Genomic DNA, 24,432 nt, shown 5'->3' on the forward strand with positions numbered 1-24,432 from the left:
GGGCATGAAGAACCCTGATCAGTGCCCGGCATTGTGCCTTGGATCGCCCGGAGAAAATCTCGTCGTGGCCTCGAACGTCGCCGATTTTGCCCCCACGCTCGCGGGTGCCGGCGGCGCCGGCTCGGCGTCGGCGTCGATCATCGCGGCGACCTGCAGCAGGTCCTGCGCCAGCTGCCCGCCGTCCGCGTAGCGCACCTCGACGCGCTTCTCGAGCGCGAGCGCGACGACGTTGGCCAGCGCTTCGGGCAGCTCCGGCCGGAGGGTGCGCACATCGGGTGCGGCGTCATTGACGATCTGGCTCATCAGCGCCGCCATCGACTCGGCACGGTGCGGCAGCGCACCGGTGAGCAGCTGGAACAGCATCACGCCGAGCGAGTACAGGTCGGTGCGGCCATCGACCCGGCGCCCCGCCATCTGCTCGGGCGACATGAACGACGGCGTGCCCAGCACCATGCCGGTTCGCGTGCGGCAGGCGTCGGTGATGCGCGCGATGCCGAAGTCGGTGACCTTCACGGTGCCGCTGGCCGGATCGATCATCACGTTGGCCGGCTTCACGTCGCGGTGGATGACGCCCTGCGTGTGGGCGTGCCCGAGCGCCTGCGCCACGCGCGCCAGCGTGCGCAGGACCTGCGGCACGGGCAGCAGCTGGTTGGGCAGCGTGTGGCTCACCAGGTCGTGGCCCGTGACGAACTCCATCGCGATGTAGGCCAGGCCGTCTTCCTCGCCGGCGTCGAAAATCGTCACGATGTCCGGGTGGTGCAGCCGACCGGCCATCTCGGCCTCGCGGAAGAAGCGGGCGCGCGCGTCGGCCAGTTCGCTGCCCTCGAATTCGCGGCTCAGCGCCATCGTCTTGATCGCGACGGCGCGGCCGATCTGCGGGTCGTGGCCCAGGTAGACGGCGCCCATCGAGCCGCGGCCGAGCTGACGCTCGATCCGGTAGCGCCCGAGGGTGGCGCGCTCCGGCTGCACGCTCGGCCCCTGCGGGTTGCCGACGACTGCGGCGTTGCCCGGTGCAGCGTCGGACGGGGAGCCGAGCGCTCGCGCTGCTCGATCGGCCGCGCCGGAGGCGGATCGGCGGCGCGACCCGAACCACCAGCCCAGGCCGAACGCGCCGGCCACCGCGACCACCAGCGGGGCCCAGACCGCCAGACCCCACTCAGGCCGCATCGACAGCGCGGCCCGGGGCCGGCGCGGGGTTCGGGGAGGGGTGCCTACTCATTGCGCAGGCACGTTAGCACAGGGGTGCGGCCAGCCGAACCCCCGACTGCGACACGCGTGCCGGTTCAGTCGGCCAGCGCCAGCATCACCGACAACCCGGCTGTGGCGGCGACGGGCGCGGCCCAGCGTGGCCCCGGCTGACCGGGTTGCGCCGCGCTGATCGGCTCGTCGGCGCGGCCGACGCGCGGCTGGCGCGCATCGAGCAGGCGCAGGTGCGGCAGGCGCGCGACCAGGCGGGCCGACACGTCGACCAGCGGCCGGTTCGCGATCAGCGTCTCGACTTCGCTGCCCGCGCGCGCCTGCAGCTCGGGCTGCAACGCGGTGAAGAGGTCCGTCGCCCAGCGCTCGCGCCACTGGCGGCGCGCGCTGTGCGAGACCCAGCGGCCGATGTGGCGGGTGAGCGTGGGCGGGCACGCCACCAGCACCCAGTGCGTCGGGCCCTCGCCTTCGAGCATCGGTTGCAGGATGTGGCGTGCACTGGCCACGTCGTTGACGAACACGGCGATCTTTTCCATTTGTAGTGCTCCTGTTCAGGGGTGGGTGACGCGGGGATCAGGTGGCCGTGGGTTCACGGCCCGAGGGGGAGGCGCGGTGGGTCGCCCACCAGCCGGCGGCGAGCACGCCGACGATCAGCACGGCGTGGGTGGCGACGCGGATCGCCAGGTTCGGGTCGAACAGCTCGTCGAGCAGCGGTTCGCTGACGATCATGTGCGCGGCGGTGTAGGCGAGCACGCCCGCACCGAGGTACATGATGATCGGGAAGCGCTCGACCAGCTTCAGCACGAGGGTGCTGCCGAACACCACGATCGGCACGCTGACCAGCAGGCCGATCACGACCAGGTCGATGCTGCCCTTGGCCGCGCCGGCGACGCCGAGCACGTTGTCGACGCCCATCAGCGCATCCGCGATCACGATGGTCTTCATCGCGCCCCAGAAGGTGGTGGCGGTCGGCTCGTGGCCATGGCCGCCCGAGTCGGGCGCGAGCAGCTTGTAGGCGATCCAGACCAGGCCCAGCCCGCCGATCAGCATCAGGCCCGGGATCTTGAGCAGCCAGACGACGCCGACGGTCATGATCGTGCGCACGACGATCGCGCCGACCGTGCCCCAGATGATGGCCTTGGTCTGCAGCTGCGGCGGGAGCTTGCGGGCGGCCAGCGCGATGACGATCGCGTTGTCGCCGGCGAGCACGAGGTCGATCAGGATGATCGCGAGCAGCGCGGACAGCCACGCGGCGGAGAAGAGTTCCATACGGTCTCCATGGACAGGGCAATGCACGACGAACGATGCAAAGCCGCGCCGATGGCGAACGCAGACAGCGAACTCAGGAAGGTGGCGGTGGGTGAAGACCGCGCGCCGACCTCGAGCCCGCCGCCCTGCTCACGCAGAAGCGGCTTGCATCGAAGGTCTTGCCCGGCATGGAGTGAATGTTTTGGCCCGGTGAACCGGAAGCGGGTCGTGGACCCCGCTTCGTATTGACGGCTCACCGAAACGCCTGCTGCACCCTGAGGCGCGAGACGTCGAGCTACTCCCCTTCAAGGCCCCGATTAGGACAGGGCCGCCCGACCCGTGTCAAGCGGGGGATTTGGCGCGCGCTCGGCGCTGCATCCACAGCCCGACCGCGACGACGATCACCGCGCCGATCACGCCGGCCGCGTTGATGACCATGTGCGGCTGCTCACCGAAACGCGTGACCACCGCCGGGTCCGTCAGCAGCATCTCGCCGGCCAGGAAGCCGAGCAGCGCGGCGCCGAGCGTGATGATGATCGGGAAGCGCTCCATGACCTTGAGCAGCAGCGTGCTGCCGAAGATGATCAGCGGGATGCTGACCGCCAGGCCGATGATCAGCAGCGCGGTGTTGCCCTTGGCCGCCGCCGCGACGGCCAGCACGTTGTCCAGGCTCATCACCAGGTCGGCGACGAGGATGGTGCGGATCGCCGCGGCCATGCCGCCGATCTCCTTGTGGCCGTCGTCGTCGCCATCGTCCTCGCTGAGCAGCGAGATGCCGATGTACAGCAGCAGCAGCGCGCCGACGATCTTCAGGTACGGCCACTTCAGCATCTCGACCGCGATCAGCGTCAGGATGATCCGCATCACGATGGCGGCGGCGCTGCCCCAGAAGATCGCCTTCTTCTGCTGATGCGGCGGCAGCGAGCGCGCCGCCATCGCGATGACGACGGCGTTGTCGCCCGACAGCACGATGTTGGCGAGGATGATGGAACCGAGTGCCGCCCAGTAGGCGCCGGAAGTGAAGTCCATGAAGCAGGCCCGTATGTAGGAATGAAATCGGGCGGCACGCGGCCGCCCGTTGTCGAGCTGGTATGGATTCTAGGCAGGCCGGCGCGCAGCGTCGGTGGGACTATCACCGACGCGGCACGGCGTGCCTCGTCAAGCCGGCGTCAGAGCAGACCCTTGAGCAGCTTGCCCATCTCCGACGGGTTGCGGGTGACGGTGAAGCCGCAGGCCTCCATCACCTCGAGCTTGGCATCGGCCGTGTCGGCGCCGCCGGAGATCAGCGCACCGGCATGGCCCATGCGCTTGCCGGCCGGCGCGGTGACGCCGGCGATGAAGCCGACGATCGGCTTCTTCATGTTGGCCTGGCACCAGCGCGCCGCATCGGCCTCGTCGGGGCCGCCGATCTCGCCGATCATGATCACGGCGTCGGTGTTCGGATCGTCGTTGAACAGCTTCATGATGTCGATGTGCTTGAGGCCGTTGATCGGGTCGCCGCCGATGCCGACGGCGCTCGACTGGCCGATGCCGAGCTCGGTCAGCTGCGCGACCGCTTCGTAGGTCAGCGTGCCCGAGCGCGAAACCACGCCGACGCGGCCGGCCTTGTGGATGTGGCCCGGCATGATGCCGATCTTGATCTCGTCCGGCGTGATCAGGCCGGGGCAGTTCGGCCCGAGCAGCAGCGTCTTCTTGCCGCCCTTGGCTTCCTTCTCCTTCATGCGGTTGCGCACCATCAGCATGTCGCGCACGGGGATGCCTTCGGTGATGCAGATCGCCAGGTCCAGGTCGGCCTCGACGGCCTCCCAGATCGCCGCGGCGGCGCCGGCCGGCGGCACGTAGATCACGCTGACGGTGGCGCCGGTGGCCTTGGCGGCCTCGGTCACGTTGGCGTAGATGGGGATGCCTTCGAAGTCCTCGCCGGCCTTCTTCGGGTTCACGCCGGCGACGAACGCGGCCTTGCCGTTCGCGTAGTCACGGCACATCCGAGTGTGGAACTGGCCCGTCTTGCCGGTGATGCCTTGCGTGATGACCTTGGTGTCTTTGTTGATCAGGATGCTCATGGTGTTCCTTGCTTACTTGGCCAGCGCGGCCATCACGGCCTTGGCGGCGTCGGCCATCGATTCGGCGGTGATGATCGGCAGGCCCGAGTCCTTCAGCATCTTCTTGCCGAGGTCTTCGTTGGTGCCCTTCATGCGCACGACCAGCGGGACGTTCAGGTTCACGGCCTTGCACGCGGCGATCACGCCCTCGGCGATCGTGTCGCAGCGCATGATGCCGCCGAAGATGTTGACCAGGATCGCCTTGACCTTCGGGTTGCCGAGCATGATCTTGAAGGCCTCGGTCACCTTCTCGGCGGTCGCGCCGCCGCCGACGTCGAGGAAGTTCGCCGGCTCGCCGCCGAACAGCTTGATCGTGTCCATCGTCGCCATCGCCAGCCCGGCGCCGTTGACCAGGCAGCCGATGTTGCCGTCGAGCTGAATGTAGGCGAGGTCGAACTTGCTGGCCTCGATCTCGGCCGGGTCTTCCTCGTCGAGGTCACGGTAGGCGACGATCTCGGGGTGGCGGAACAGCGCGTTCGAGTCGAAGTTGAACTTCGCGTCGAGCGCCTTGATGTTGCCGTTGCCTTCCAGGATCAGCGGGTTGATCTCGGCCAGCGAGCAGTCGGTGTCCATGTAGCACTGGTAGAGCTTCTTGAACACGTCGATCGCCTGCGCGGTGGAGCCCGGCGGCACGCCGATGCCGTTCGCGAGTTCGGTGCCCTGCGCATCGGTCAATCCGGTGGCCGGGTCGACGAAGACCTTGAGAATCTTCTCGGGCGTGGCGTGGGCCACTTCCTCGATGTCCATGCCGCCCTCGGAGCTGGCCATGATCGCGACCTTCTGCGTCGCGCGGTCGGTGACCGCGGCGACGTAATACTCCTTCTTGATGTCCGCGCCTTCCTCGATCAGCAGGCGGCGCACCTTCTGGCCTTCCGGGCCGGTCTGGTGGGTCTTGAGCTGCATGCCCAGGATTTCGTTGGAGAGCTTCTCGACATCGGCCATCGAGCGCGCCAGCTTCACGCCGCCGCCCTTGCCGCGCCCACCGGCGTGGATCTGCGCCTTCACGACCCAGACCGGGCCGCCGAGCTTCTGCGCGGCCTCGTTGGCCTCGCGCACGCTGAACGCGGGATAGCCGCGCGGCACCGGCACACCGAACTGGCGCAGGATTTCCTTGCCTTGGTACTCGTGGATCTTCATGGTCGGTCTCTCGGGCTTTCAGGTTTCGGAGGGGACAACAACGGCGGCGCCGGGTGGCGCGCTGCGGGCAGGGGCGCTGTTCTGCGGGGCTCGATACCAGCGCGGGTAATACGTCTTGACGGCCAGGCCATCGGCGCGCAGCGCGTGGCAGCGGTCGATCTGGAACGGTTGGGTGCTGTCGGCGCTGTCGCCGCGGGTGTCGAGCACCTCGCCGGCAAAGGCCTGCACAACCGCGGTCGGCAGCACCTGGGTCAGCTCCGTGATGTGGGTGCAGCCTTGAACGCCGCCGAGCCGCTCCTTGACGGCCTGGCGGAACCCTTTCATCAGGTTCAATCCGACAAGTCGGCCGTAGACCTCACCATGACTGTTGCATTCGCCCGGGTAGGGCATCGCCGCCGTCTCGGCGCCCGCTTCGACGACGTTGAAGCGTTCGTCGACGACCAGTCGCAGCAGCATGTCGTGAATCGGCGCCCCGGCCGGCAGCATGCCGGTGGCCATGCGGGTCTCGCGCGGGCGCACGTCGGTGATGTGCGCGTCGACTTCCCACAGGCCGTTGCCGCGTGCGTAGATCTGCACGTCGATGCTGCGGCGGTGCTTGAGCTGGCGGTCGCTGGCTGCGGTCGGCAGGGCCATCGGTGGGGCGAAGGGCGAAGTGAACGGAGTTCGGGGTGGCGGCGCTTCGGGGCGGGGCGGCCGGGGCGACGACGCCCGGGACGAACCCGCAAATCAGCCCGCGAATGTAGCATGCTGCTCTGCACCATCGCTGACGCCGGGATGACAGCCGCGCGAACGCGGAACCGCTCAGCCCCCGTCGTCGTCGCCGGGATCGCGGGGCCGGGGCGCGCCCCGCAGCGCGCGCGAGATCACATCGGGCGAGAAGCCGCGACCCGCCAGGAACCGGGCCTGCCGAGCCCGTTCGGCAGCGTCCGCCGGCCACAACGGGAACTTGCGCTCGCGCACGGCGCGGGCGCGCGCCAGTTCGCTGTCCTTCAATGCCTGCGCCGCATCGGCACCGAGTGCGACCTGGTGCTGCTTCAATTCCTGGCGAATGCGCAGGTTGCCGAATCGCGCCGAGCGGGCATGGACGCGTGATTCGACAAAACGCTCCTGGGACAGGTAGTTGTGGGTCTCGAGCCAGTCGAGCACCGCGTCGACGCGCGCAGCGGCGCTCGCAGCGGCCTCCGGTTCGGTGGGGTCGGTCGCCCCGTCACCCGTCGCCGCCGCCAACTCCGCGACCGCGTGCGGCAGCAGCTTGCGCCGCAACTCGACGCGGCTCTGTTCGCGCTGCGCCAGCCACTGCAGCGCACGCGCCTTCAGCGACCGGGGCTTGGGCGCGGGCGTGGCCTACTCCTTCACGACCTTCAACTTGGCCGGCTTCTCGTCGGCCAGCCCGGCGTCGGCCAGGAGGCGGATGCCGGCAGCCTCGCGGACCTTGTTCTCGATCTCGAACGCCAGCGCCGGGTTCTCGCGCAGGAACTCGCGCGCGTTGTCCTTGCCCTGGCCGATCTTCTCGCCGTTGTAGGCGTACCAGGAGCCGCTCTTCTCCAACACCTTCTGCTCCACGCCCATGTCGATCACCTCGCCCTCGCGGCTGATGCCCTGGCCGTAGAGGATGTCGAATTCGGCGGTCTTGAACGGCGGCGAGACCTTGTTCTTGACGACCTTGACCTTAGTCTCGTTGCCGATGACCTCTTCGCCCTTCTTGATCGAGCCGATGCGGCGGATGTCCAGGCGCACCGAAGCGTAGAACTTCAGCGCATTGCCGCCGGTGGTGGTCTCGGGCGAGCCGAACATCACGCCGATCTTCATGCGGATCTGGTTGATGAAGATCACCATCGTGTTGGTGCGCTTGATGCTGCCGGTGAGCTTTCGCAGCGCCTGGCTCATCAGGCGGGCCTGCAGGCCGGGCAGCGAGTCGCCCATCTCGCCCTCGATCTCGGCCTTCGGCGTGAGCGCGGCGACCGAGTCGACCACGACCAGGTCGACCGAGCCGGAGCGCACCAGCGCGTCGACGATCTCGAGCGCCTGCTCGCCGGTGTCGGGCTGGCTGATCAGCAGGTCCTGCAGGTTGACGCCGAGCTTTTGCGCGTAGCCGATGTCGAGCGCGTGCTCGGCGTCGATGAACGCGCAGGTGCCGCCGACGCGCTGCATCTGCGCGATGACCTGCAGCGTCAGCGTGGTCTTGCCGCTCGATTCAGGGCCGTAGATCTCGACGACCCGGCCGCGCGGCAGGCCGCCGACCCCCAGCGCCATGTCGAGGCCGAGCGAACCGGTGGAGACCACCTCGATGTCCTCGATGACTTCGCCCTCGCCCAGGCGCATGATCGTGCCCTTGCCGAACTGCTTCTCGATCTGCGAGAGCGCCGCCTGCAGGGCCTTGGCCTTTTCGGTGTTGAGAGCGGTCGGGGCGGGGGCAGCGGCTTTTGCGGTGGCGTCCAAGGGATTCTCCTGAAGTAGGGCGCATTATCTCAAAAGCTGGATGTTTGTACAGTGCCAGTGCGCCGATTTTTGCGGCGCTCCCTACAATGAAGACGCGGCCCCGAGCCGCGCCCGTCTGGAGACTCGCATGCGCATCCTCATCGCCGAAGATGACCAAGTCCTGGCCGACGGCCTGTTGCGCTCGTTGCGCAACGCGGGCTACTCCGTCGATCAGGTCGGCAGCGGCACCGAGGCGGACGCGGCGCTGTCGTCGCACGAGTTCGACCTGGTGATCCTCGACCTCGGGCTGCCCAAGCTGCACGGCCTGGAGGTGCTGCGCAAGCTGCGTGCGCGCGGCGCCAGCGTGCCGGTGCTGATCCTCACCGCCGCGGACAGCGTCGAGCAGCGCGTCAAGGGGTTGGATCTCGGCGCCGACGACTACATGGCCAAGCCGTTCTCGCTGCAGGAACTGGAAGCGCGGGTGCGGGCGCTGACGCGGCGGGGCCTCGGCACCGCCTCGGCGATCATCAAGCACGGACCGCTCAGCTTCGATGCGACCGGGCGGGTGGCCTACCTGAACGACCAGATGGTCGAACTGTCGGCGCGTGAACTCAGCCTGCTGGAAGTGCTGCTGCAGCGCGCCGGTCGGCTGGTCAGCAAGGACCAGCTGGTCGAGCGCCTGTGCGAGTGGGGCGAAGAGGTCAGCAACAACGCGATCGAGGTGTACATCCACCGGCTGCGCAAGAAGATCGAGCAGGGCCCGGTGCGCATCGCCACCGTGCGCGGCCTCGGCTACTGCCTCGAGAAGATCGCGGCTTAGCGGCTGCGTCGCGACCGCAGCCCGACCACCAGCAGGCCCGCCAGCGTCAGGGCCCACGCGCCGGGCTCGGGCACGGCGCTGGTGAAGGTGACCGCGACGTTGTCGAGCAGCGCGCCGACGTTGTCGCCGCCGGCATTCTGGAACGTCAGCGCGTAGTCGCCTGTGGTGTCCGGCGTGAAGGTCAGCACGTAGCCGGCAAAGTCGGTGGCCGAGGCAATCTGGTAGGTGAGCGAGGCGGCTCCGAACGTCACGGTCCCGCTCTCTGTTGAGCCGCGATGGCTGCCCGCGAGGTCGAAGCTGGCGGTGTATTCGACGCCTGCGGTCAGCATGAACGACCGGCTCAACAGCCCGGCATCGGCCGAGCTGCCGTCCAGGTCGATGTACGCCCCGTGACCGGGCACCAGGTTGAACGCGGTGCCGGAGAAGTTGCTGCCGATGATGTCGACGGTGCCGCCGGTGACGCTCCACCCGGCCGGCACGCCGTTCAGCTTCAAGGTGTTGGCATCGAAGTCGTCGCTCGCCAGTGGCGCAGCGTGGGCGGCGGCGGCCAGGCTGGCGGCGGCGAACGCGGTGGCGATCTGCGGGAAGTGCATGGCGATCTCCTTCTTCGTGCTTGACTTTAGGAACATGTGCCGCGCAGCGATACCCGGGGAAAAGGGCAACGGCGCAACACGTTGTCAGCCACCGTGACAGGCCACGGCGCTATGCTCCGCCGCACCCATGCCCACGCTGCCCGATTCGCGCCCCCGCGAGCAACGCTCGCTGTTCGGCGAGATCCTCGACTGGATGCTCGCGCCGCTGCTCCTGCTGTGGCCGATGAGCGTGGTGCTGACCTGGCTCGTGGCGCAGGGCATCGCGAACAAGCCGTTCGATCGCGAACTCGGCGAGATGGTGCGCGTGCTGTCCAAGGAAGTCTCGGTGCGCGGCGAGCCCGGGCGCGCGCGGGCACAGTTCAAGCTGCCCGCCGCGGCGGCCGAGATCCTGCGCACCGACGAGGCCGACGACATCTACTACCAGGTGCTGGGCCTGCGCGGCGAGTTCCTCAGCGGCGACGCCGCGCTGCCGGTGCCGGCCGACGAGGACCGCGCGCCGCCAGGCGAGGTGCGCTTCCGCGACGAAACGCTCAACAACGAGAGCGTGCGAGTCGCCTACCTGTGGGTCAACGTCCAGGACCGGCCGCCGGACCCCGATGCGACGACCCCGGCGACCGGCGAGGCCCCGCTGGTGCAGGTGGCCGAGACGCTCGGCAAGCGCTCGCGCCTGGCCACCGAGATCATCAAGGGCGTGATCCTGCCGCAGTTCGTGATCCTGCCGCTCGCGGTGCTGCTGGTGTGGCTGGCGCTGGCGCGCGGCATCGCGCCGCTGAACGAGCTGCAGCAGCGCATCCGTCGGCGAGACAGCAACGACCTGAGCCCGATCGACGAGCGCCAGGCGCCCGAAGAGGTCTCGCCGCTGGTGCGCGCGATCAACGACCTGCTTGCCCGACTCGACCAGTCGCTGCGTTCGCAGAAGCACTTCCTGGCCGACGCCGCCCACCAGCTGAAGACGCCGCTGGCGGGCCTGCGCACCCAGGCCGAACTGGCGCAGCGACAGATCGACGCCGGCCAGACCGACCCGCAGGCGCTCAAGAAGACGCTCCAGCAGATCGCCCGCTCCAGCCAGAGCGCCGCGCACATGGTGAACCAGCTGCTCGCGATGGCGCGTGCCGAGAACCAGCAACAGGCACCGCAGCGCCAGGTCGTGAACCTGGCGCGGCTGGCGACCGAGACCGTGCACGACTTCGTGCCGCGCGCGCTCGAAAAGCGCATCGACCTGGGCTACGAGGGGCCCGGCGACATGGCCGCCGCGCGCCACCCGCAAGGCCCGCAGGTGCTCGGCCACGCGCTGCTGCTGCGCGAGCTGATCCGCAACCTGGTCGACAACGCGCTGCAGTACACGCCCGCTGGCGGCACGGTGACGGTGCGGGTGATCGACGATCCATTTGGCCAGGTGGTGGTCCTGCAGGTCGAGGATTCGGGGCCCGGCATCGCGCTTGCCGAACGCGAGCTCGTGTTCCAGCCGTTCTACCGTTCACTGGGCACCGAGGTCGACGGCTCCGGCCTCGGCCTGGCGATCGTGCGCGAGATCGCCATGCAGCACGGTGCGGAGATCGCGATCACAGACGCGTCGACCCGCACGCCACCCGGCACGCTGATCACGGTGCGGCTGCAGGCGAGCAGTGCAACGCCGGCAGACGAAGAGGCGGGGCCGACCGTCAGCTTTGAATCAGGCGACGGCTCTTCGAGATCGACATCAGGATCCCCAGCCCCAGGCCGAGCGTGACCATGGCGGTGCCGCCGTAGCTGATGAACGGGAGCGGCACGCCCACCACCGGCAGGATGCCGCTGACCATCCCCATGTTGACGAACGCATAGGTGAACCAGCTCAGCGTGATGGCGCCGGCGAGCAGCCGCGTGAACGCCGTGGGCGCCTCCGCGGCGATCATCAGCCCGCGAAAGATCAGGAACACGAAGCCGAGCACCAGGCCGATGCAGCCGACCAGCCCGAACTCCTCGGAGTAGGCCGCGAAGATGAAGTCGGTCGTGCGCTCCGGGATGAACTCCAGGTGCGTCTGCGTGCCCTTCATGAATCCCTTGCCGTGGACGCCGCCGGAGCCGATCGCGATCATTCCCTGGATGATGTGGAAGCCCTTGCCGAGCGGGTCGGTCGTCGGGTCCAGCAGCGTGCAGACGCGGTTCTTCTGGTAGTCCTTCAGTACCGGTTGCCAGCTCACGTCGGGCTGGCAGATCTTGTCCTCGGAGACGACGATCGCGGTGATCCCGATCGCCCCGACCAGCAGCACCGGCAGGATCAGCTTCCAGCTCAACCCGGCGAAGAAGATCACGTAGAAGCCGGCCGACAGCACCAGGATCGCCGTGCCGAGGTCGGGCTGCTTGACGATCAACCCGACCGGCACCAGCAGCAGCAGCGCCGCGATCACGAAGTCGGGCGCGCGCAGTTGGCCCTCGCGGCGCTGGAACCACCACGCCAGCATCAGCGGCATCGCGATCTTCAGGACCTCGCTCGGCTGGATCACGACGCCGACGTTGAGCCAGCGGGTCGCGCCCTTCTTGGTCACGCCCATCACGGCCACTGCGATCAGCAATGCCACACCGACCGTGTACAGCGGCACCGCCGCCTTCATCAGCGTCTGCGGCGAGACCTGAGCGACGATGAAGACCACGCCCAGCGCCAGCAGCATGTTGCGGCCGTGGTCGACGAAGCGCGTGCCCGAGTCGAAGCCCGCCGAATACATCGTGACGAGCCCGGCACCTGCGAGGAGGAGCATCGCCAGGATCAGCGGTACGTCGAACCCGGTGAACACCGGCTTGATGCGCAGCCACAGCGACGGCCGCTCGAAGATCGCGCTCACCGAGACCTCTCGTTCGCCGCAACCACGGCAGAGGCCGCCGGCGCGGGCGGCGTCAGCAGCGCCGCGGCCGCGCCGTCGACCGTGGTGCCGGGCAAGGGCACCGAGGCCGCCGGACGCGGCGTGCCGATCGGCGCGGTCGACTGGCCCAGCTTGGTCGCCGCGATGTCGGCCTCGCTCGGGACCATGCCGGTGAGCACGTAGTCGATCACGCGGCGCGCGATCGGCGCGGCGGCGCCGGCGCCGAAGCCGGCGTTCTCGACCACCAGCGCGATCGCGATCTGCGGCGATTCGAGCGGTGCGAACGCGGTGTACAGCGCGTTGTCGCGATGCCGCTCGTCGAGGTTCTTGGCGTTGTACTTCTCGCCCTGCTTGATGCCGATGACCTGCGCGGTCCCGGTCTTGCCGCCCGACTGGTAGGGCGCATTCAGGAACGCGCCGCGACCGGTGCCTTCCTGGGTGACGCCGTACATCGCCTTGCGGATGAACTCGACATGCTCCGGCTTCCAGTTCAGCGGCGGCAGCGCCTCGCCGACGGCGCGCCGCTGCGCGCGCGTCTCGAAGTTCTCGACGATCTTGACCAGGTGCGGCTTGAAGCGCAGCCCGCCCGACGCCATGGTGGCGGTGGCCTGCGCCAGCTGCAGCATCGTGAAGGTGTTCTGGCCCTGGCCGATGCCCAACGAGATCGTCTCGCCGGCATACCACTTCTGCAGCTCCTTCTTGCGGTAGGCGTTGCGCTTCCACTCGGTGGACGGCAGCACGCCGCGCAGCTCGCCCTGCATGTCGATGCCGGTCAGCTGGCCCAGGCCCAGCGGCGCCATGAAGTCGTGGATCGCATCGACGCCGAGGTCGTTGGCGAGCATGTAGTAGTAGGTGTCGCACGACTGCACGATCGACTTGTACATGTCGACCGAGCCGTGGCCGCCTTCCTTGTCGTCGCGGAAGCGGTGGTTGCCGAAGTTGAAGTAGCCGGGGTCGCTGATCGCCTGCTGCGGCGTGCGCTTGCCCAGCGTCAGTGCCGCCATCGCCATGAACGGCTTGTAGGTCGAGCCGGGCGAGTAGGTGCCGCGCAGCGCGCGGTTCAGCAGCGGCTTGTCGAGCGACTCGTTCAGCGCCTTCCAGTTCTCGCTGTCGATGCCGTCGACGAACAGGTTGGGATCGAAATTGGGCTTGCTGACGAAGGCGAGCACCTCGCCGTTGCGCGGGTCGATCGCGACCAGCGCGCCGCGGCGGTCGCCGAACAGCTCCTCGACGAGCGCCTGCAGCCGGATGTCGATCGACATCACCAGCGCGTTGCCGGGGGTGGCCGGGCGGCTGTCGAGGCGGCGCACCGGGTGGCCGCCGGCGCTGGTCTCCATCTCCTCGAAGCCAGTCGTGCCGTGCAGCTCGGCCTCGTAGCTCTGCTCGACGCCGAGCTTGCCGATGTACTGCGTGCCGCGGTAGTTGGCCTCGTCCTCGGAGTCGTCGATCTTGGCCTTCTCGGCCTCGTTGATCCGGCCGATGTAGCCGATCAGGTGGCTGCCGACCTGGCCCAGCGGGTAGTTGCGGAACAGCCGCGCCTTGATGTCGACGCCGGTGAACATGAAGCGCTGCGCGGTGAAGCGCGCGACCTCGTCGTCGCTGAGCTTGGTGCGGATCGGCAGCGACTCGAAGCTCTTGTTCTCCTCCATCAGCCGCTTGAAGCGCTTGCGGTCGCGCGGCTCGATCGTGACCAGCGCGGCGAGCCGGTCGATCGTCGCCTCCAGGTCGTCGATCTTGGACGGCGTGAGTTCGAGCGTGTAGGCCGAGTAGTTGTTCGCCAGCACGATGCCGTTGCGGTCGAGAATCAGCCCGCGGTTCGGCACGATCGGCACGACCGTGATGCGGTTGTTCTCGGCCTGCGTCGAGAGCTCCTCGTGTTTGTAGATCTGCAGGTAGACCAGCCGCACGCCGAGCAGGCCGAACGCCAACAGGACGAACGCCGCCGCCGCCGCCAGACGCATGCGAAAGCGCCCGACTTCCTGTTCGACGTTTTTCAGCTCAGTCACAGCGGTCGATTTTCGTCCCGATCGGGCGCGCGGCGCTGCGGAGCCAGCAACAGCCATGTGGCGATCGGCCACAGCAGCGCTTCGAAGACCGGCGCGAGCAGCACCTGCCACCCGGGGAACATGCCCCCGGCGATCATGCGCACGACCAGCGAGACGGCGTGCGCGGCGAAGAACAGCGGCAGGATCTGCACCGCCTGCGACGGCACCGTGAACCACAGCAGCCGGCGGTGGATCGTGATCGCGAAGAAGCTCAGCAGCGTGTAGGCCAGCGCGTGCTGGCCGAGCACCGCGCCGTCGTGCACGTCCATCATCAGCCCGAACAGGAACGCCAGGCCGACGCCGACGCGGCGCGACTGGTGGACATTCCAGAACACCAGCACCAGCGCGACGAAGTCGGGCAGCAGCGGCACCCGGCCGAGCGGCACGATGTTCAGCGCGAACGCGAACAGCAGCGTGAACGCGACGAACAGCGGGTTGACCGGCAGCAGCAGCTGGTCGCTGGCGCGCGGCATGATCATGACGTGCGACCTCCGGGCAAGCTCACGGCGCGGCCCCCGAGGCGGCGGCCGAGGCCTTCGCGGCAGCGGCCTTCGCACCCTTCTTGGCTGCCGCGGCGGCCTTCGGGTCGAGCGCCGGCGGCACCTCCGGCCGGGCCGGCATCTGCAAGCCGATCGGCTCGATCACGAGCACGTGGCGCACGCCGTCGGTCTTGGCGTTCGGTGCGAGCAGGATGCGGGCGAAGCCGGAATCGAGCTTGCGGTCGACGCTGATGACCTTCGCGACCGGCAGCCCGGGCGGGTAGATGCCGTCGACGCCGGTGGTGGTCAGCACGTCGCCGGGCTGAACGTCGGCATTGCCGGCCATGAAGCGCATCTCCATGCCGCCACCGAGCGCGCCGGCGCTGCCGAACGCGGCGCTGCGGACCTGGGTGCGCGTGTTCAGCACCGGGATCGCGGCGTCCTTGTCGGTCAGCAACGTGACCTCGCTCGACAGCGGGTAGACGCGCGTGACCTGCCCGAGCACGCCGGTTTCGTTGATCACCGGCGAGGCCAGCGCCACGCCGTTGGTCGCGCCGCGGTCGATCACGACCTTGCGCGAGTACGGGTCGGAGGCCTCGTACAGCACCTGCGCCGCCTGCGAACGCACCGTGAGGCTCGGCCGCAGTTCCAGCAGGCCGCGCAGGTGCGCGTTCTCGGTGGCGAGCTGGTCGACCCGCAGCGCGCGCTCGGCCTGCGCGGCCAGGTCGCGGCGCGCAGCCTGCTCGCCGGACAGCGCGCCCTGCAGGCCCATGAAGTAATTGCCGACGCCACGAATCGCCTCCACCGGCACCAGCAGCGCCTGCTGCGGGTAGTAGAGCGCTGTCGCGACGACGGCGCGGAGCTGACGCGTGATCGTGAAGCGGTTGTCCGCCACCATCAGGAACAGCGCCAGCGCCGAGCACAGGATCAGCTTCGTCAGCGCCGACGGCCCCTGGCGGAAGAAGGGCGGCGGCGTGCGATCAATGGTGCCGATGGACATGGCCGCGGACTCGGTGCGTCGAACAAGCGTCGAAAGAAGAAACGGCGAAGCCGGCCACGCGACGAACGTGCCGGCTTCGCAACTGCATTCTGGTTACTCTGACGTGAAGATCGAGCCGAGCCGCTCCATGCGCTCGAGTGCCATGCCGCAACCGCGCACCACGCAGGTCAGCGGATCCTCGGCGACGAGCACCGGCAGGCCGGTCTCTTCCGACAGCAGGCGATCCAGGTCGCGCAGCAGCGCGCCGCCGCCGGTGAGCATCATGCCGCGCTCGGCGATGTCGGCGCCCAGTTCGGGCGGCGTCTGCTCGAGCGCGTTCTTGACGGCCGAGACCATCTGGTTGAGCGGGTCGGTCAGGGCCTCGAGGATTTCGTTCGACGAGATCGTGAAGCTGCGCGGCACGCCCTCGCTGAGGTTGCGGCCCTTGACTTCCATCTCCTTGACCTCGGAGCCGGGGAAGGCGCTGCCGATGCTCTTCTTGATCGCCTCGGCAGTCGGCTCGCCGATCAGCATGCCGTAGTTGCGGCGGATGTAGTTGATGATCGACTCGTCGAACTTGTCGCCGCCGACGCGGATCGAGCCTTTGTAGACCATGCCGCCGAGCGAGATCACGCCGACCTCGGTCGTGCCGCCGCCGATGTCGACGACCATCGAGCCGCTGGCCTCGCTGACCGGCAGCCCGGCACCGATCGCGGCGGCCATCGGCTCCTCGATCAGGTAGACGTCGCTCGCGCCGGCACCCAGCGCCGATTCGCGGATCGCGCGGCGCTCGACCTGGGTCGAGCCGCAGGGCACGCAGATGATGATGCGCGGGCTCGGCCGCAGCACCGAGCGCGGGTGCACCATCTTGATGAACTGCTTGAGCATCTGCTCGGTGACGGTGAAGTCGGCGATGACGCCGTCCTTCATCGGGCGGATCGCCTCGATGTTGCCCGGCACCTTGCCGAGCATGGCCTTGGCCTCGGCGCCGACCGCCTGGATGGTCTTCTTGCCGTTGGGGCCGCCTTCGTGGCGGATGGCGACGACCGAGGGCTCATCGAGCACGATGCCTTTGCCACGCACGTAGATCAGCGTGTTGGCGGTGCCGAGGTCGATGGCCAGATCAGTCGAGAAATAGCGACGAAAGGATCCGAACATGGTGTGTGGGCTGGGGATTCGTCAAGCAGCCTGCGGGCATTGAAGCAGACGCGGCACTGGCGGGACGGATCGTATTCCGTGGGTTGAACGTGTTGTCGGGGCGCCGACCGTGTGCTTTCGCAGGCCGGTGGGCTCATGGCACGCGCGCTGCGACCCGGCGTCAAATCGCCATCGGATGACGATTTGCACAGGCTCGAAGGGCTTGTGGATAACCGGGGATAATACCGCAAGCCCCGTCGCATTCGTGACGGCGCGCCCTGTTTTGGGCCCCTGAAGAGCCCCTCCTTTTCCCACCCACGCCATGGCCCTGACCCCGCAAGACGTGAGCCGCATCGCCCAGTTGGCGCGGCTCGAACTCCAGCCCGCCGAACAGGCCGCGATGCTGTCGCAGTTGAACGGCTTCTTCGGCATCGTCGAGCAGATGAGCGCGGTCGACACGAGCGGTGTCGAACCGCTCTACACACCTCTGTCGGCGGTGCAGGAAGTGACGCTGCGGCTGCGCGACGACGTGGTCACCGAGACCGACCAGCGCGCGGCCAACCAGCGCAGCGCGCCGGCCGTCGAGGACGGCCTGTTCCTGGTGCCGAAGGTGATCGGCGCATGAAGCAGATCCACGAGATGGGCGTGGCCGAACTTGGCCGCGCGATGGGCGCGAAGCAGCTTTCCAGCGTCGAGGTGACGAAACATCTGCTCGCACGGGTTGCCGCACACCAACAACTCGGCGCGCTGCTGCACGTCGACGAGGCCGGCGCGCTCGCGCAGGCCGCCGCCGCCGATGCGACACGCGCAGCCGGCGACGCAGGCGCGCTGCACGGCGTGCCGCTCGCGCACAAGGACATCTTCGTCACGCGCGAACTGCCGACCACCGCGGGGTCCAAGATGATCGAGGGCTACCGCAGCCCGTTCGATGCGACCGTCGTGGCCCGCCTGGCCGAGTCCGGCGTCGTCACGCTCGGCAAGCTCAACTGCGACGAGTTCGCGATGGGCTCGAGCAACGAGAACTCGGCCTACCGGACGGTGCGCAACCCGTGGGACCCGGCCCGCGTGCCGGGCGGCTCGTCGGGCGGCTCCGCTGCCGCCGTCGCCGCGCGGCTGATGCCTGCCGCGACCGGCACCGACACCGGCGGTTCGATCCGCCAGCCGGCCAGCTTCACCGGCATCACCGGAATCAAGCCGACCTACGGCGTGTGCTCGCGCTACGGGATGATCGCCTTCGCCTCCAGCCTGGATCAGGCCGGCCCGCTGGCGCGCAGCGCGGAGGACTGCGCGCTGCTGCTCGGCGCGATGAGCGGCTTCGACGAGCGCGACTCGACCAGCGCCCAACGCCCGCCGCAGGACTACCACGCCGCGATGCTGCAGGCCCGCGCCGGCGCGACCGCCGCGCAGCCTTTGCGCGGCCTGCGCATCGGCCTGCCGAAGGAGTTCTTCCCGGCCGCACTCGCCGCCGACGTGGACGGCGCGGTGCGCGCCGCGCTCGCCGAGTTCGAGAAGCTCGGCGCCACGCTGGTCGACGTGAGCCTGCCGCGCACCGAGCTGTCGATCCCGGTGTACTACATCATCGCGCCGGCCGAGGCGTCGTCGAACCTTTCGCGCTTCGACGGCGTGCGCTACGGCCACCGCGCGGCGAAGTACGGCGACCTGGAGGACATGTACAAGAAGAGCCGCAGCGAAGGCTTCGGCCCGGAAGTCAAGCGCCGGATCATGATCGGCACGTACGTCCTGAGCCACGGCTACTACGACGCGTATTACCTGCAGGCGCAGAAGCTGCGCCGCATGATCGCGGACGACTTCCAGGCCTGCTTCACGCAGTGCGACCTGATCGCGGGTCCGGTCGCGCCCACGGTCGCGTGGAAGCTCGGCGCGAAGAGCGACGATCCGGTCGCTAACTATCTCGCCGACATCTTCACGCTGCCCGCCAGCCTGGCCGGTCTGCCCGGCATGAGCCTGCCTGCCGGCTTCGGCGAAGCGGCGATGCCGGTCGGCCTGCAACTCATCGGCAACTACTTCCAGGAAGGCGCGCTGCTGCAGGCCGCGCACGCGTTCCAGCAGGCCACCGACTGGCATTCGCGGGCGCCTTCGGGCTACTGAACACGAGCATGAGCACACCCGCACTGATCCGCGGTTTCGAGGTCGTCATCGGCATCGAGACCCACGCGCAACTCTCCACGCAATCGAAGATCTTCAGCGGTTCGTCGACGCACTTCGGCGCGGCGCCTAACACGCAGGCGTCGCCGGTCGACCTGGCGCTGCCGGGCACGCTGCCGGTGATGAACCGCGGCGCGGTCGAGCGCGCGATCCGCTTCGGCCTGGCGGTCGGCGCCAAGGTGGCGCCGCTGTCGATCTTCGCGCGCAAGAACTACTTCTATCCCGACCTGCCCAAGGGCTACCAGATCAGCCAGTACGAGACGCCGGTGGTGCAGGGCGGCGCGGTCGAGTTCTTCGTCGATGGTCCACAAGGAGAGCGGGTGAAGCACAAGGTCAACCTGACCCGCGCCCACCTGGAAGAGGACGCCGGCAAGTCGCTGCACGAGGACTACCAGGGCCAGAGCGGCATCGACCTGAACCGCGCCGGCACGCCGCTGCTCGAAATCGTCACCGAGCCCGACATGCGCAGCAGCCGCGAGGCGGTGGAGTACGCCAAGACGCTGCACCAGATCGTCACCTGGATCGGCATCTGCGACGGCAACATGCAGGAGGGCTCGTTCCGCTGCGATGCCAACGTGTCGGTGCGCCGCCCCGGGGCGGAGTTCGGCACGCGCCGCGAGATCAAGAACCTGAACAGCTTCAAGTTCATGCAGCAGGCGATCGACTACGAAGTGCAGTGGCAGATCGACCTGCTCGAGGACGGCGGCAGCGTGCACCAGGCCACCGTGCTGTTCGACCCGGACAGCGGCGAGACCCGCGCGATGCGCAGCAAGGAAGACGCGCACGACTACCGCTACTTCCCGGACCCGGACCTGCCGCCGCTGGCGATCGCGCCCGAGTGGATCGAGCAGGTGCGCGCGCAGATGCCCGAGCTGCCGCGCCTGATGGCCGCGCGCTTCGAGCGCGACTACGCACTGGCCGCGTACGACGCGACGCTGATGACGCAGAGCAAGGCGTTCGCCGCGTTCTTCGAGACCGCGGCGCAGGCCAGCGGCCAGCCCAAGCTGGTTGCGAACTGGCTGATGGGCGAGCTCTCGCGCCGGCTCAACGCGCAGGGCGGCGCCATCGAGGCGAGCCCGGTTTCGGCCGAGGCGCTGGCTGCAATGATCCGGCGCATCGCCGATGGCACGATCTCGAACAACGGCGCGAAGCAGGTGTTCGACGCGCTGTGGACCGGCGAAGGTCAGGACGTCGACGCGCTGATCGAGGTCAAGGGCCTGAAGCAGATGAGCGACTCCGGGGAACTCGAGCGCATCATCGACGACGTGCTGGCGGCCAACGCCAAGTCGGTCGAGGAGTTCCGCGCGGGCAAGGAGAAGGCGTTCAACGCGCTGGTCGGCCAAGCGATGAAGGCGACCAAGGGCAAGGGCAACCCGAGCCAGGTCAACGAGCTGCTGAAGAAGAAACTCGGCTGACCGCCGCGGCGGTCACTTGGCCGGCGTCGACGCTGCGATGGCCGCCTGGACCTCGAACGATCCGGGCGGCATGCCGGCCCACATCTTCTTCAGGCGCAGCAGCTCTTCGTCGAAGCGCTGGTTGATTCGCGCGATCTCCTGCTTCTGCGATTCGATCTGCGCGCGCTGCGCCTCGGTGGACACCTCGTTCGCGTCGAGCTGGGTCTTCAGTTTCGGCGGCAACCGCTTGCCGGCATAGAACTCGGCGTCGGCCAGCAGCGGCTTGCGCTCCTCCTCCAGCACCTTCAGGCGGACCTCGCTCGCGGCGACCAGCTTGCGGACCGAGTCGAGCGACGCCTCACGGGCGCGCTTGTGCGCCTTGTCGTCGGGGTAGCGGGTCAGCAGGCTGCGGTCGCGGCGCACGGCTTCGGCCTTGGCGGCGCGCACGGCGGCCGCCGCAGCCTCGCGTTCCTCGGCCTTGGCGCGCTCCTCGGCAGTCAGGCTCGGCGGCACGATGCGGTTCAGCGAGCCATCCGCATTGAGCACGCGCTGTTCACGGCCGACGCAGTCGGCGATCAGCCGGTCGGAAGTGAGCGTCTTGCCGGCGGCCGAGACGCAGGTGAAGATCGAACGCCCGCCGGTCGTCTGGGCCGTCGCCAGCGGGCTCGCGGCCAGCAGCGACAGCATGATCAGCGCAGCGCCGGCAACAGGACGGTGGGCTCTCATTCAGACTCCATAGCGTTCACGGTAGGCGGAGACCCGCTCGAAATGGGCCCCGAGCGCGGTATCGGCATTGGAATGCAGGTACTGAAGCAAGTCGTCGAGCGACGCGATCGAAATCACCGGCAACCCGTAATCGTGCTCGAAATCCTCAACGGCCGAGCGGGCCGACAGGTTGTCGTCGGTGCCGCCGCGCTCCATCCGGTCGAGCGCGATCAGCACCGCGGCCGGCGTGCCGCCGGCCGCGCGCAGCATGTCGACCGATTCGCGCTTAGAGGCCCCATCGGTGATCACGTCGTCGATGATCACGACCCGCCCCTGCACCGGCGCGCCGACCAGCGTGCCGCCTTCGCCGTGGGCCTTGGCCTCCTTGCGGTTGAACGCGAACGGCACGTTGCGGCCGAGCTGCGCGAGCGCCATCGCCGAGGCCGCGGCCAGCGTGATGCCCTTGTAGGCCGGGCCGAACAGCATGTCGAACTCGCAGCCCGACGCCAGCAGGCGCCGCGCATAGAATTCCGCCAGACGCGCCAGCTTGGCGCCGTCGTCGAACAGGGCCGAATTGAAGAAGTACGGCGACAGCCGGCCGGCCTTGGTCCTGAATTCACCGAAGCGCAGCACGCCCGCCTCGACCGCGAACTTCACGAAGTCCTGCGCGAGTGAATCCTGGGGGTCGGTGGTGCTCATCCCGAAGGTCCTCTGTCGTGTTTCGTCTCGTGTCGCTGAATCTGAACGGCATCCGCTCCGCCGCCACCAAGGGCTTCGAACCCTGGGTCGCCGGGCTGGCGGCCGATTGTATGGGGGTGCAGGAGATCAAGGCCCAGGCCGACACGGTCGTCGGCCGATTCGACACGGTGGCCGGCATGACCGGGCATTTCCACTACGCCGACAAGAAGGGCTACTCGGGCGTGGGCTTGTACAGCCGCAAGGCGCCGAGCGCCGTGGTCACCGGCATCGGCAACGCCGAGTTCGATGCCGAGGGCCGTTACGTGGAGGCGCGGTTCGACACCCCCACGCGCCGACTCAGCCTGATCAGCTGCTACTTCCCGAGCGGCTCGAGCGGCGAGCTGCGCCAGGCCGCGAAATTCCGCTTCCTCGCGCTGATGGCGCCGCACCTGAAGGCGCTCGCCGCCGAGCGCGAGCTGATCCTGGTCGGGGACATCAACATCGCCCACAAGGAAATCGACCTGAAGAATTGGAAGGGCAACCAGAAGAACAGCGGCTTCCTGCCCGAGGAACGCGCCTGGATGACCGCACTGCTCGACGAGATCGGCCTGGTCGACGTGTTCCGCACCCTCAACCCGCGCTCCGAGCAATACACCTGGTGGAGCAACCGCGGTCAGGCGTGGGCGAAGAACGTCGGCTGGCGGCTCGACTACCACCTGGCCACGCCAGGCATCGCCAAGCACGCGGTCGCCGAAAACATCTACCTCGAACAGCGTTTCAGCGACCACGCGCCGCTGGTGATCGACTACGACTTCACCCTCTGAATCCGAAAGAAGCACCCACCATGTCCCTCGACGTCATCGAATTCGAAACCGCGCCGAACCCGACCGCGTCGATCATCGTGCTGCACGGTCTGGGCGCCGACGGCAACGATTTCGTGCCGATCGCGCAGGAGCTCGATCTCACCGCCATCGGTCCCGTGCGCTTCGTGTTCCCGCACGGCCCGACGCGGCCGGTCACGATCAACGGCGGCTACGTGATGCGCGCCTGGTACGACATCCTCGGCGCCGAACTCGGCCCGGGCGGCGTCAAGCGCGAAGACGAGGCCGGCCTGCGCGAATCGCAGGCGCTGGTCGAGACGCTGATCGCACGCGAGAAGGCACGCGGCGTGCCGGCTTCGCGCATCGTGCTGGCCGGCTTCTCGCAAGGCTGCGCGATGACCTTCATGACAGGGCTGCGCCACGGCGAGCGGCTGGCCGGGCTGCTCGGTATGTCGGGCTACCTGCCGCTTGGCGCGCTGACCGCCGCGGAGCGCAGCCCGGCCAACGCCGACCTGCCGATCTTCCAGGCCCACGGCACGGCCGACCCGGTGATCCCGATCGCGCGCGCGCTGCAGTCGCGCGACGCGCTCGTCGCGCTCGGCCACCCGGTCGAGTGGCACGCGTACCCGATGCCGCACTCGGTCTGCCCCGACGAGATCGCCGACATGAACCGCTGGCTGCTGCGCGTGCTGGCGCCTGCGCCAGCGAGGTAAACGCGCGCAGAAGCCGCCGCTGGGTCAGCGCGCGGTGTCGAACCGCTGCGCGGGCTTCCCCGCCCGCGCATAGAGCGGCTCGACTTTGGGAAGGCTTCGCTCGATGTCGCGGATGCGCGTCGGGCCCGAGGGGTGGGTCGACATCCACTGCGGCGGCGCGCCCTTGCTGGCCGCGGCCATCTTCTGCCACAGCGTGACGCCGGCGTGCGGGTCGTAGCCGGCGCGGGCGGCGAGTTCCATGCCGACCAGGTCGGCCTCGGATTCGTCATCGCGCCCGAACTTGAGCGTCAGCAGCTGCCCGCCCATGCCGGCCAGGTAGCGCCCGCCGTTGCCGAGGCCGAAGATCGCCGCGCCGATCTCGATCGCGCCCTGGGTCGCGGCGTTCTTGCCCATGCGCTCGCGGGCGTGCTCGCGCAGCGCGTGGGTCATCTCGTGGCCCATGATCATCGCGACCTCGTCGTCGGTGAGCTTGAGCTTCTCGAGGATGCCGGTGAAGAACGCGATCTTGCCGCCCGGCATGCAGAACGCGTTGATCTGCGGGCTGTTGATCAGGTTGACTTCCCAGCGCCACTGGCGCGCACGCTCGTTCCACTCGTAGGTGTACGGGATCAGCCGCTGCGCAATCGCGCGCAAGCGGGTGAGCTGCGGGTGCGAGGGGCTGGCGACCGCGCCCTTCGTGTTCGCCTGCTGCAGCAGCTGCAGGTAGTTCTGCTGCGCCGCCTTCTCGATCTGCTCGGCCGACACCAGCTTGCTGAAGCTCGACTGGGGACCGACATCGACGCCCTCGCGCGCCCATGCCGGCAGCGCGAACAGCGTGGCGCCGCTGCCGAGCAGCAGCCCGCCGGTGAACAGCCGGCGGCCGTGGAAAGCGCAGCTGCAGCCGACGTGGTGCAGCAGGGAAGTGTCTTGGTTCATCGGTTCTCGCCCATGCTCGGAAAGCGGCGTGTAGGTCGGGTCGCGCGT

25 protein-coding genes are annotated in these 24,432 nt (G+C 68.6%); 7 read left to right on the forward strand and 18 right to left on the reverse strand.

What is annotated here, in order from left to right; translation table 11 throughout:
• Positions 1–18: 18 nt before the first annotated feature.
• The 9 genes from ACWH49_RS09785 to recA all read right to left on the reverse strand — a co-directional run bounded on the left by ACWH49_RS09785 (position 19) and on the right by recA (position 8,123).
• A complete protein-coding gene (locus ACWH49_RS09785) occupies positions 19–1,167 on the reverse strand; it encodes a serine/threonine-protein kinase (protein WP_448171292.1) in 1,149 nt (382 codons plus the stop codon).
• A 116-nt stretch (positions 1,168–1,283) separates the two neighbouring features.
• The gene (locus tag ACWH49_RS09790) at positions 1,284–1,733 is read right to left on the reverse strand and encodes a hypothetical protein (protein ID WP_448171293.1); all 450 of its coding nucleotides are present in this window, start codon (positions 1,731–1,733) and stop codon (positions 1,284–1,286) included.
• Positions 1,734–1,770: 37 nt separating this feature from the next.
• Positions 1,771–2,466 carry a TerC family protein gene (locus tag ACWH49_RS09795; RefSeq protein ID WP_448171294.1) on the reverse strand — a complete coding sequence of 232 codons (696 nt, stop codon included), beginning with the start codon at positions 2,464–2,466 and terminating at the stop codon, positions 1,771–1,773.
• A gap of 321 nt (positions 2,467–2,787) precedes the next feature.
• Positions 2,788–3,474, reverse strand: coding sequence for a TerC family protein (locus tag ACWH49_RS09800; RefSeq protein WP_448171295.1), 687 nt, complete (start codon positions 3,472–3,474; stop codon positions 2,788–2,790).
• Positions 3,475–3,614: 140 nt separating this feature from the next.
• Complete coding sequence (gene sucD / locus ACWH49_RS09805) at positions 3,615–4,508, reverse strand: succinate--CoA ligase subunit alpha (protein ID WP_056472011.1); 894 nt, start codon at positions 4,506–4,508, stop codon at positions 3,615–3,617.
• Positions 4,509–4,520: 12 nt separating this feature from the next.
• Positions 4,521–5,684, reverse strand: a complete 1,164-nt coding sequence (gene sucC / locus ACWH49_RS09810; protein ID WP_056472008.1) for an ADP-forming succinate--CoA ligase subunit beta — start codon at positions 5,682–5,684, stop codon at positions 4,521–4,523.
• A gap of 18 nt (positions 5,685–5,702) precedes the next feature.
• The gene (locus tag ACWH49_RS09815) at positions 5,703–6,317 is read right to left on the reverse strand and encodes a DUF2889 domain-containing protein (RefSeq protein WP_448171296.1); all 615 of its coding nucleotides are present in this window, start codon (positions 6,315–6,317) and stop codon (positions 5,703–5,705) included.
• Between the two features lie 168 nt (positions 6,318–6,485).
• A complete protein-coding gene (locus ACWH49_RS09820; RefSeq protein ID WP_448171297.1) occupies positions 6,486–6,947 on the reverse strand; it encodes a regulatory protein RecX in 462 nt (153 codons plus the stop codon).
• An 81-nt stretch (positions 6,948–7,028) separates the two neighbouring features.
• A complete protein-coding gene (gene recA / locus ACWH49_RS09825) occupies positions 7,029–8,123 on the reverse strand; it encodes a recombinase RecA (protein ID WP_448171298.1) in 1,095 nt (364 codons plus the stop codon).
• Positions 8,124–8,250: 127 nt separating this feature from the next.
• Between recA and ACWH49_RS09830 the strand changes: the two genes are divergently transcribed.
• Complete coding sequence (locus ACWH49_RS09830; RefSeq protein ID WP_056471999.1) at positions 8,251–8,922, forward strand: response regulator; 672 nt, start codon at positions 8,251–8,253, stop codon at positions 8,920–8,922.
• Here the strand turns inward: ACWH49_RS09830 and ACWH49_RS09835 are convergent.
• Positions 8,919–9,515 (reverse strand): PEP-CTERM sorting domain-containing protein, encoded by a 597-nt coding sequence (locus tag ACWH49_RS09835; protein WP_448171299.1) that lies wholly within the window; start codon positions 9,513–9,515, stop codon positions 8,919–8,921. The two genes, ACWH49_RS09830 and ACWH49_RS09835, sit on opposite strands and share 4 nt — an antisense overlap.
• A 127-nt stretch (positions 9,516–9,642) precedes the next feature.
• Between ACWH49_RS09835 and ACWH49_RS09840 the strand changes: the two genes are divergently transcribed.
• Complete coding sequence (locus ACWH49_RS09840; RefSeq protein WP_448171300.1) at positions 9,643–11,244, forward strand: sensor histidine kinase; 1,602 nt, start codon at positions 9,643–9,645, stop codon at positions 11,242–11,244.
• On the opposite strand, the gene rodA is transcribed toward ACWH49_RS09840, so the two are convergent.
• The 5 genes from rodA to ACWH49_RS09865 form a co-directional block, all read right to left on the reverse strand.
• Positions 11,177–12,334: a rod shape-determining protein RodA gene (gene rodA, locus ACWH49_RS09845; RefSeq protein WP_448171301.1), complete on the reverse strand. Its 1,158-nt coding sequence runs from the start codon at positions 12,332–12,334 to the stop codon at positions 11,177–11,179. The two genes, ACWH49_RS09840 and rodA, sit on opposite strands and share 68 nt — an antisense overlap.
• Positions 12,331–14,358 carry a penicillin-binding protein 2 gene (mrdA, locus tag ACWH49_RS09850; RefSeq protein ID WP_448171302.1) on the reverse strand — a complete coding sequence of 676 codons (2,028 nt, stop codon included), beginning with the start codon at positions 14,356–14,358 and terminating at the stop codon, positions 12,331–12,333. Before mrdA ends, rodA begins: the two co-directional genes overlap by 4 nt.
• Positions 14,355–14,876: a rod shape-determining protein MreD gene (gene mreD, locus ACWH49_RS09855; protein ID WP_056471988.1), complete on the reverse strand. Its 522-nt coding sequence runs from the start codon at positions 14,874–14,876 to the stop codon at positions 14,355–14,357. Before mreD ends, mrdA begins: the two co-directional genes overlap by 4 nt.
• Positions 14,877–14,898: 22 nt before the next feature.
• The gene (mreC, locus tag ACWH49_RS09860) at positions 14,899–15,876 is read right to left on the reverse strand and encodes a rod shape-determining protein MreC (protein WP_448171303.1); all 978 of its coding nucleotides are present in this window, start codon (positions 15,874–15,876) and stop codon (positions 14,899–14,901) included.
• A 93-nt stretch (positions 15,877–15,969) separates the two neighbouring features.
• Positions 15,970–17,013 (reverse strand): rod shape-determining protein, encoded by a 1,044-nt coding sequence (locus ACWH49_RS09865; RefSeq protein WP_056471982.1) that lies wholly within the window; start codon positions 17,011–17,013, stop codon positions 15,970–15,972.
• Positions 17,014–17,314: 301 nt separating this feature from the next.
• Between ACWH49_RS09865 and gatC the strand changes: the two genes are divergently transcribed.
• From gatC to gatB, 3 genes are read left to right on the forward strand one after another with little or no spacing between them, the layout of a single operon-like run.
• Complete coding sequence (gene gatC / locus ACWH49_RS09870) at positions 17,315–17,617, forward strand: Asp-tRNA(Asn)/Glu-tRNA(Gln) amidotransferase subunit GatC (RefSeq protein WP_056471979.1); 303 nt, start codon at positions 17,315–17,317, stop codon at positions 17,615–17,617.
• Positions 17,614–19,101, forward strand: a complete 1,488-nt coding sequence (gene gatA, locus ACWH49_RS09875; protein WP_448171304.1) for an Asp-tRNA(Asn)/Glu-tRNA(Gln) amidotransferase subunit GatA — start codon at positions 17,614–17,616, stop codon at positions 19,099–19,101. Before gatC ends, gatA begins: the two co-directional genes overlap by 4 nt.
• An 8-nt stretch (positions 19,102–19,109) precedes the next feature.
• Positions 19,110–20,573, forward strand: coding sequence for an Asp-tRNA(Asn)/Glu-tRNA(Gln) amidotransferase subunit GatB (gene gatB / locus ACWH49_RS09880; protein ID WP_448171305.1), 1,464 nt, complete (start codon positions 19,110–19,112; stop codon positions 20,571–20,573).
• Positions 20,574–20,585: 12 nt separating this feature from the next.
• Here the strand turns inward: gatB and ACWH49_RS09885 are convergent, their stop codons facing one another.
• Both ACWH49_RS09885 and pyrE read right to left on the reverse strand, forming a co-directional pair.
• Positions 20,586–21,278, reverse strand: coding sequence for a hypothetical protein (locus ACWH49_RS09885; RefSeq protein WP_448171306.1), 693 nt, complete (start codon positions 21,276–21,278; stop codon positions 20,586–20,588).
• Positions 21,279–21,956: an orotate phosphoribosyltransferase gene (gene pyrE, locus ACWH49_RS09890; protein ID WP_056471964.1), complete on the reverse strand. Its 678-nt coding sequence runs from the start codon at positions 21,954–21,956 to the stop codon at positions 21,279–21,281.
• Between the two features lie 17 nt (positions 21,957–21,973).
• Here pyrE and ACWH49_RS09895 point away from each other — a divergent pair, with 17 nt between their 5' ends.
• Both ACWH49_RS09895 and ACWH49_RS09900 read left to right on the forward strand, forming a co-directional pair.
• Positions 21,974–22,759 carry an exodeoxyribonuclease III gene (locus ACWH49_RS09895; protein ID WP_448171307.1) on the forward strand — a complete coding sequence of 262 codons (786 nt, stop codon included), beginning with the start codon at positions 21,974–21,976 and terminating at the stop codon, positions 22,757–22,759.
• Positions 22,760–22,779: 20 nt separating this feature from the next.
• Positions 22,780–23,469: an alpha/beta hydrolase gene (locus ACWH49_RS09900; RefSeq protein ID WP_448171308.1), complete on the forward strand. Its 690-nt coding sequence runs from the start codon at positions 22,780–22,782 to the stop codon at positions 23,467–23,469.
• Between the two features lie 24 nt (positions 23,470–23,493).
• On the opposite strand, the gene ACWH49_RS09905 is transcribed toward ACWH49_RS09900, so the two are convergent.
• The gene (locus ACWH49_RS09905) at positions 23,494–24,384 is read right to left on the reverse strand and encodes a M48 family metallopeptidase (protein ID WP_448171309.1); all 891 of its coding nucleotides are present in this window, start codon (positions 24,382–24,384) and stop codon (positions 23,494–23,496) included.
• Between the last annotated feature and the right edge of the window lie 48 nt (positions 24,385–24,432).

The sequence above is a fragment of the Rhizobacter fulvus genome, assembly GCF_964020785.1.